General features: G+C 39.8%; 5 protein-coding genes. All 5 read left to right on the top strand.

Annotated elements, in window-relative coordinates; genetic code table 11:
• The first annotated feature begins 426 nt into the window (after window positions 1-426).
• The 5 genes from HMPREF0083_RS21745 (at window position 427) to HMPREF0083_RS21725 (ending at window position 5621) form a co-directional block, all read left to right on the top strand.
• Window positions 427-816, top strand: a complete 390-nt coding sequence (locus HMPREF0083_RS21745; RefSeq protein WP_021623987.1) for a DUF1259 domain-containing protein — start codon at window positions 427-429, stop codon at window positions 814-816.
• A gap of 669 nt (window positions 817-1485) precedes the next feature.
• Window positions 1486-2982 (top strand): alpha/beta hydrolase family protein, encoded by a 1497-nt coding sequence (locus HMPREF0083_RS21740; RefSeq protein WP_040304397.1) that lies wholly within the window; start codon window positions 1486-1488, stop codon window positions 2980-2982.
• Window positions 2983-3102: 120 nt separating this feature from the next.
• The gene (locus HMPREF0083_RS21735; RefSeq protein WP_021623984.1) at window positions 3103-3642 is read left to right on the top strand and encodes a GNAT family N-acetyltransferase; all 540 of its coding nucleotides are present in this window, start codon (window positions 3103-3105) and stop codon (window positions 3640-3642) included.
• Between the two features lie 608 nt (window positions 3643-4250).
• Window positions 4251-4796 (top strand): hypothetical protein, encoded by a 546-nt coding sequence (locus HMPREF0083_RS21730; protein ID WP_021623983.1) that lies wholly within the window; start codon window positions 4251-4253, stop codon window positions 4794-4796.
• A gap of 282 nt (window positions 4797-5078) precedes the next feature.
• Complete coding sequence (locus HMPREF0083_RS21725; RefSeq protein WP_021623981.1) at window positions 5079-5621, top strand: hypothetical protein; 543 nt, start codon at window positions 5079-5081, stop codon at window positions 5619-5621.
• The last annotated feature ends 129 nt before the right edge of the window (window positions 5622-5750 follow it).

The following is a 5750-nucleotide window of genomic DNA, read 5'->3' as shown; positions in this document are numbered from 1 at the left end:
CTATAACATGAAGTGCCAAAAAAGATTACACAAAGTGTTACTTAAAAAATTAAAAAATGTTACCTAATAGGAATAAAGCGACCTCTAATTTGGGGTCTTTTTTATCTCCCACCATAAAAATGTGCTGATGTATCAAATCAGATGTATATAGGTTTTGTAGCACCTTCGTTTGCTACTGAGGCTAACACATTATCAGGAAGTAGAATAAGGAGTGGAGTGCTGGGTTTCATGGTGCCGGAATAAACCAGAACTCGTCAATGTTTAGTAATAGACAAAATGTAAAAGAACCTGTTCGGTTTTGCATTGGTTTATTTTCTATTAATAGGTATAAGTGTAACTTCCCTAAATTAGTTAAAAGACTAAAACAAAGCTCGTCCTTTTTGCATACCTTGTACTAAGTTATACAAAGGGGGTTAGTCCGGTAAAATGCCCATTACAAAACAACTTTGCAACCGATTAGCTCGTATTCTTGGTGGCACAGGTATGCATGAAAAGAATCGCTGTGACGTTACAAAAAAACGTAATCTCCGTGTAACAATGCTAGGTAAGCGTTATGAGGTTGAACAGGAATTTGTTTTTGAATCGATGGATAAGAGAGGGAGAACATTAAATACAGGCGAAATCACTGTGTTGCAAAAGGAAGTAAATCGCTTTGTTGGTGCTCTTCGTAGGCGTGGAATTAGAGTTACTGCTATCCATAACCATTGGTTGTTTGAAAAACCACGTCTAATGTATGTTCACTATGAATTTGTAGAGCGCCCTGTTATAGCAGCTAGAAAAATAAAAGAAGCTTTAAGAGAAGCAGGAATCAACTGAGCTATAAATGTTCACTATTTTATGCTTGAATCCCAACTAGCCATCTTATTATTGGATGGCTGTTCCTACCAGTTATTTTACAGGTAGCATTAGCTTAACCGATGGTAAATAGGAACACCTATGAAAGAGGCGTAGCTAACTAGCTGCGCTTTTTTAATAGATAGAAAACAGGGGGAAGTAGGGAAAATTTTGGCGTAACTATTTTAATGTAAGCTTAATGTAAGAATGTAGACAGATGCAGGAAAGTATCCTTCGTTAAAATAAGTAATGATAGGGAAATTTTCTAAAAGAAAGGATGATTAAGAAAGGATACACATGTGGATCCTAATACTCGAAAGTCATATGTAAGTTACACTTGATATTTTGACATAATAACGTGGTTGGAAGGAGGAAATTCGGAAAAAGAAGAGGGTGGATGCGCCCTGCGCTCCAGCAGAAGAGAGGCCAGTGTGTTTTTTCTAACCACTCCCGCCCCCCGCCCTTCCGTCTTTTCTTACCTCTTACCACAACAGTTTGTCGGTTTATCAAACCAGATGTATATAGGTTAGAACGAATGAAGACCCCTCAGAAGAACAAAGAGATATGTAACAAAATTCTGGGGAGGTCTACGGCGCGTGCGATGAAGCGGCAGTGCCGATTCCATATTACAACATCAAGGGAGAGTTCATGATGAGAGCTTTTGAGATACTTCTTCTTCTATCTAGTGCAAATTTGTTAGCTATAAAAGTGTTCTGCAAGAACAATCGAAAACCTCTATTTATTGCCAGCATGATCGGTATGCTGCTGCTAGTCATTCATTTGGTGGTCGAAGGCTACAGAATACAGCTTTTATTTCCATATTGCATCACGCTCGCATTTCTGGTCATCTCGCTCATGGCCTTGTTTCATAAAACCGCTAGTTGGAAAATGCCGCGTTTTTTATCCGTGGTCTTCTTCACGGCAGGAGCGGCGTCGTTGCTCCTAACCGGGGCCCTTATGTATGTTTTTCCGGTATTTCAACTGCCGGAACCGACAGGCAGCCTTAAAGTAGGTACGCAAACCTTTCATTTTGTTGATAAGGGCAGGAACGAAATATTCGGCGGGATACCTGGAGACAAAAGAGAGTTGATGGTTCAAGTATGGTATCCGGCGCAAAATACGAAGGGGAACCCGAAGCCCTTTATCCCCGATGCCGACAAGTTTCTAAAGGAAGAATATATGTCCCAAACTTTTAAAATCCCATCGATATTTATGGATTATATGAAATATATTTCGAGCCATTCCTATGAAAACGCCGAGGTATCCGGTTCCAGCGCGTCTTATCCGCTGCTCATTCTGAATCATGGATATAGCTCTTCGAAAACATACTATACGTCCCAGGCGGAAGATCTCGCGAGCCATGGCTATATTGTCGCCTCCATCGACCATACTTACAGCACGTTCGCTACTGTATTTCCGGATGGACGAACAACGACGATGAAAACAGACGAGGATTTGATCGGCGAAAGACAATACCGTGACAAAGTCGGGAAGGTATGGACGGACGATATCACATTCACCTTAGACCAGTTTGAACGACTCAATTCCGGAAGCATTCCGAGCACGCTTAACGGGAAGATCGATCTTGGCCATATCGGCGTATTCGGTCATTCTTTCGGAGGAGCTGCATCGTACGACGTGGCCTATGATCCCAGAATTACGGCGGGGATTGATCTGGACGGATCGCTTTACCTTTATGATAAAAGGCCTTTGTCGAAGCCATTTATGTTCATTTTTTCGGAAATGGCTTTCGGTCTCTACAATAAAGTTAAAGAAAATTACGTCTATACAAACGAAGAGTTGGAGGCGATGGGGGCCACAAGAGAACAGATAGATGAGGATACCAAGGGAGTCAAACTCCAGCTCGAACATCTTGAACATGTCGCTAAAAATGGTGGACAACTTCTGTATATCGAGGGTACAGAGCATTACAATTTCGGCGAAATGCAATTCCTGTCCCCGCTCTTCCAGCATTTGAATTTGGCCGGCAAAATCAGCCCGGCAAGAGCCACCCTTATTGCAAACGCATATACGCTTGATTTTTTTGATAAATATTTGAAGAACAAAGGTGGAAACTTGCTTAACGGCCCGAGCGACAAGTATCCCGAAGTAAAATTCGTGACTTCGCGGTTTACCGAACAACCTTAAATTGCATCCGGTATCCGATCTCAATGTAGGCAAGCTGTTGAATGGAAAGTCCAAAGAGGGCTGTGGTAGGTTGTCTCCTACCAGCTTGTCACAGTCCTATTAAAATGAAAGAGGGATAGTATGTTATTTCAAAATGGTAAGTTAAAGGTTCGCAAATTAAAAGAAACAGATAAGTATCTTCTAGCAAAATGGCTTTCAGATCCCTCTGTTCTTGAATTTTATGAAGGAAGGGACAATCCTTTTGATGTAGACAAGGTTAATAAAGTTTTTTATGCTTCCGAAGAGGATGAGATTAAATGCATTGTAGAGTTTGAAGGAAACGAAATAGGATACATTCAATTTTATCAATTAGATGATAAAATAAAAAAAGAGTATGGGTATCTTGATGAAAACATTTATGGAACAGACCAATTCATAGGTGAAATAGAGTATTGGAATAAAGGAATTGGAACGTTTCTTGTTACATCCATGGTGAAATATTTAGTTGAGCATAAACAGGCCGACAGAGTCGTTATGGATCCTCAAACAAGAAATACGAGGGCTCTAAAGTGTTATGAAAAGTGTGGTTTCAAAAGAATTAAGATTCTCCCTAAACATGAATTTCACGAAGGTGAATATCAAGATTGTTGGTTAATTGAGTACACACCACACCATGCCTAAACGGGCGCCGGTTCGTCTCCCGCACGGAAGCATCAAGGGCCGCTTTTTGCCTTAGCACATTTACCTTCTATCAAGGTGGTGTCAGAAAAACCTAAGGTATCGATGTATGTATATACGATTTTCGGGAATGTGTGGGTTGGCATTTTTACTGCAATCATTGTACATATGTTGTTTCACATACTATGGTACCCAATTCAGAAAATGAAATAATTATTATCAAGTAAAAGAAATTTAGTTGAAGAAGCATATTATAAAATTTCTCTTAATGATAAAATTAGTTAAAATTGTTTTTAACATAAATCGGATGATTAAAGTTTTATTGCACCCCCAGAACGAAATTTTTAGGCTTTCTTGTAACAAAGAAGCTTATTTGCCGCTTTGGGGGTGCTTTTCCTCTCGGAACAATCAATCTGTACTCATTAAAAGTGTGTCGATTTATCAAATCAAATGTATATAGTAGCAACAAATACTTCCAAGGCGAACAAAATTTGCGATTACGCATGTTTACAAAACCTTATTATTCCATAAACAAGAATAAAGATGGTATTATTATACTTTGGACAATCAACACCCTTGATAAAATTTGATGAAAAAGGTAGGGGAAAAATATGAAAAAAAGCAAGAACCTTTTATACTTATTTGCAGCTACAGCTTTAATAACACCAGCTATCAGCCCTATAGCAACACATAATGTTGAAGCTGCAACTATTCAAAAGCAAGCTCCATATATAAGCAAAGATTTACTTGATCTTGCAAAAAAAGGGTATTTAAAAGGAGCAAGTACGGTCTATAAAATAGGAACCCAGTATAAAACGGTGAAAAAGTATTTAACAGGTAAAAAAATACATGGTTCTGAACACACCAATTCCTTTGTTATTGGAAAAACAATGATCGGTTTTGCAAGTAGACAATTTGAAAAAGTATACAGTACAGACAAGATTATAACTTTAAGCGTTGAAAAACCTTATGTATCAGCTGATACAGTAAAAAAGGCATTGGGCAAACCATATAAAGAAGACATTTATGCCAATGGAAAGGCTTATCGCTTAATCTATTTAACAGGTAATCAATATGTATTCATTGATGGTAATTTTGAATATAAAACGGTCAATATCTCAGTTATTGATAAAAAGTCGTGGGATATGATTCCATAACTATATACATCTGGTTTGATAAATCGACAAACCTTTGTGGTAGGAGAAGACGGAAGGGCGGGGGGTGGGAGCGGTCAGAAAAAGACAGCTGGCCTTTCTTCTGCCGGAGCGCAGGGCGCATCCACCCTCTTCTTTTTTCCGAATTTCCTCCTTCCAACCACGTTATTATGTCAAAATATCAAGTGTAACTTATATATACAGGTCATTAACGATTATGGTTAGGCCAAAACAGGTTAAAGAAATGATTCTGACCGATCGGGTGAACACAGGGAGGATAATGGGATGAGAATACCAAGCGACAGCGAGCTGACCTTTCTATTCGAAGGAGACGAGCAACGGCTACAACAATTTATTGAGAAGCATCGTGAAACATTCGAGCACTATCAATTGATGGATGATGTAAAAGAATTGTCGGACGAGTTTACGATCAAGGAGCAAATTCCGATAGTGTTCGCGTTTGTATACGGCGTCACCGTAGATTGGCGGGAGTATGATGAAGAGATCATCCAATTGTTCAGTGAACGGCTTCCGGATGAAACGGTTGAGGTGGCGACTACAGACAAAGGATTAGAGGTTACCTACAATGGACAACTGCATTCGATTGCGCTCACCTTTTCCGGAAAAGATCGCTATATCACGATTCGTGGATTCCAAGAGTTGATCAGGGATAAATACGAAATTCGTCTGTTTGAGGCCTCGTACTTTTCAGATACACACGACTTTTTGGTTTTACCTAAGCAGCAGTGGGAGGAACTGGATGCCCAGTACCCGGCACAGATTGGGGAGATGTTCCGTGTCATCGATGACGGGCTGGACTTTCCGTAACTGAGACATTGGTTCCCTAAGTTGCTTGTTCCTTGCAGCTTCGGACGTGTTTGCCCGGAGCTGCTTGACCGAAAATTTAATTACATATAAATTTGCAAGGGTGTTGATTATCCAGTATGATCCAGGGTG

The sequence above is a fragment of the Aneurinibacillus aneurinilyticus ATCC 12856 genome, from assembly GCF_000466385.1.
GTDB classification, from domain to species: domain Bacteria; phylum Bacillota; class Bacilli; order Aneurinibacillales; family Aneurinibacillaceae; genus Aneurinibacillus; species Aneurinibacillus aneurinilyticus.
Note: the sequence above shows the minus strand (reverse complement) of the source record. Positions and strands in the feature narration are given on the sequence as shown.

What these genes read in the sequence shown, in the direction of transcription:
- HMPREF0083_RS21745 (WP_021623987.1), top strand. Translation starts at nt 427, where the DNA reads ATGCCCATTACAAAACAACTTTGCAACCGATTAGCTCGTATTCTTGGT.
- HMPREF0083_RS21740 (WP_040304397.1), top strand. Translation starts at nt 1,486, where the DNA reads ATGAGAGCTTTTGAGATACTTCTTCTTCTATCTAGTGCAAATTTGTTA.
- HMPREF0083_RS21735 (WP_021623984.1), top strand. Translation starts at nt 3,103, where the DNA reads ATGTTATTTCAAAATGGTAAGTTAAAGGTTCGCAAATTAAAAGAAACA.
- HMPREF0083_RS21730 (WP_021623983.1), top strand. Translation starts at nt 4,251, where the DNA reads ATGAAAAAAAGCAAGAACCTTTTATACTTATTTGCAGCTACAGCTTTA.
- HMPREF0083_RS21725 (WP_021623981.1), top strand. Translation starts at nt 5,079, where the DNA reads ATGAGAATACCAAGCGACAGCGAGCTGACCTTTCTATTCGAAGGAGAC.